This is a genomic window from Mesorhizobium sp. LSHC420B00, assembly GCF_000503055.1.
Taxonomy (GTDB): Bacteria; Pseudomonadota; Alphaproteobacteria; order Rhizobiales; family Rhizobiaceae; genus Mesorhizobium.
This window is the reverse complement of sequence record NZ_AYVY01000074.1, coordinates 1-1827: the sequence shown is the minus strand read 5'-3', so window position 1 is coordinate 1827 and position 1827 is coordinate 1. Positions and strand designations below refer to the sequence as shown.

Here is a 1827-nt window from a genome sequence, read left to right as displayed (position 1 = left end):
CATCGAGATACGCGCCGAGGAGGCAAGCCCCTTGAGCACGGCAATGCCTTCCTCAGGTTCAATCACCAGAAAATTACGACCCATGAATTTGCCAGTCTATACTTGTGGAAGAAGCTATCGCCTCGCTAATTCGTGTTCTGTAAGCTTGCGTTGGTGGGCGGGACCGTTGCAACGGCGTCGAAGGAAACGCCGAGCCGGCAATTTGGTTACATGCAAGCGGCTCCACGTTCGGTACGCATTTGAAGCCACACCGCAACAAGGATGTTTGGCTCAGGTCTAAATTGTTTGCCGCGCAGCTCGGCAAGGCACGCATCGATTGCAGCAAGCCGCGAGTCGCACCGGTAGCGTTGCGGGGGGCTAGTCATGGGTGCGCCGCAATGCTTCATCGTTCGCTCCCGCCGTGGCGACCACTGTATGGATCATGGCAAGGACGGCTTGGGACGCGCTGTGGTGCACCATGTGACCGGAATTCTGCACGATATGAATCAGCGAACCTGGCACATCAGCATGAAGGCGGTGGGCCTGCCCCTTCGCATCGAGCAGGCGGTCACCATCGCCGGCTAGGATTCCGGCAGGCACCGATACCTCTTTATAGCTGGAGCGAAGCAGCGCCGACGGAACAAGTAAGCCCGATTCCGCTGAGGTGGACCGCAATTGCGAGGGACGGCTTGCAAGTTCCTTCATAGCCGAAGCGGAGACGGTCGACACTGCAGCCGGCCCAAATATCTTCGGCACTGCCAGCGGCCAAGTCAGCCTGACAAGGAGTGGCATAAATGTGTGACACAATGCGCTTCCAATGCGGCCGGGCTTTCGGCCCGCTTGTTGGTCTCGCGGATCGAAATGATGATCGAATACTGATTTGACGCGATGGTTGACCTCGCGCATCAGCATGCGAATACGATGCCCGGTTTCCCTCGGCGACGTGATGTCCCGGGCAATCTTCGATGATCTGCCTGGTTGCATTGCCCACAGGCGATTTCCGCTGTCGTGAACATCACGATGTAGGCGAGTCGATATGGCTCGACCATCGCGTCAGCGCACGTCTGAAAAGGCCGGGGCAGGGCCGGGCCAAGATAGATAAGCTATCGTGATGCTCAGGTAGCTGGTTCAATTGGCCGGTGGTCATCTGCGTGATCGCATTCACGCTATCGTTCTCGGCCCGCATGAAGTCCAGCTGACTGGCGACTTGTTCCTCGAGGCCTATACGCGGCGCATGAAAATGCAGTGTCCAGCTTTGGCGATGGCGGGGGCGCTGGATTGTTGATATTGTACGCACGGAACAGGCGCGCAAATGACATCTGATTCAGAGAAGCCCGCGGCGGTCGAGCAGTTGCTGGATACACCTGAGCTTGCAACCGCACTGGAAAGCGAACAGTTCAAAAAATTCCTTGACCAGGTGCCGATCGCCATAGCCGTTTCCGACCTTGCCGCTGAGGAGCGTGTGGTCTACGCCAATCCCGAATTCGAGAAGCTCTCAGGCCTGATGGCCGCCAGGCTCACCCGGGAAAACTGGGCAGCCCTTTTGGGCAAAGGCCTCCACGAGCAGAAGGACCGGCCGCTTGCCGAGGCCGTGGTCGAGGGAACCGATTTAGTCGGCACCTACAGGCTGGAGCGCAACGAGGACAAGCCGGCGATCGTCGACGTTTATTCCAACGTGATCGAGGACGACAACGGCAAGATGTGCTTCCGGCTGGTGGCGCTGGTCGACGTATCGGCCCATGGCGAGGCGGGAGATCAGCGCTCGGCCGAGGAGCGGGTCAGCGAGAAAGACACACTGCTTCGCGAACTGCAGCACAGGGTGAAGAACAACCTGCAGATGATCACCGC

The 1827-nt window shown here is 58.6% G+C and carries 2 protein-coding genes; one reads left to right on the top strand and one right to left on the bottom strand.

Annotation, left to right across the window (positions count from 1 at the left end; translation table 11 throughout):
• Positions 1–357: 357 nt before the first annotated feature.
• Entirely contained in the window at positions 358–891 is a 534-nt protein-coding gene (locus X760_RS78760) for a hypothetical protein (RefSeq protein WP_023723255.1), read from the bottom strand.
• Positions 892–1291: 400 nt separating this feature from the next.
• Between X760_RS78760 and X760_RS73505 the strand changes: the two genes are divergently transcribed.
• A partial coding sequence (locus X760_RS73505; RefSeq protein WP_023723254.1) for a PAS domain-containing protein occupies positions 1292–1827 on the top strand: 536 nt, incomplete at its 3' end.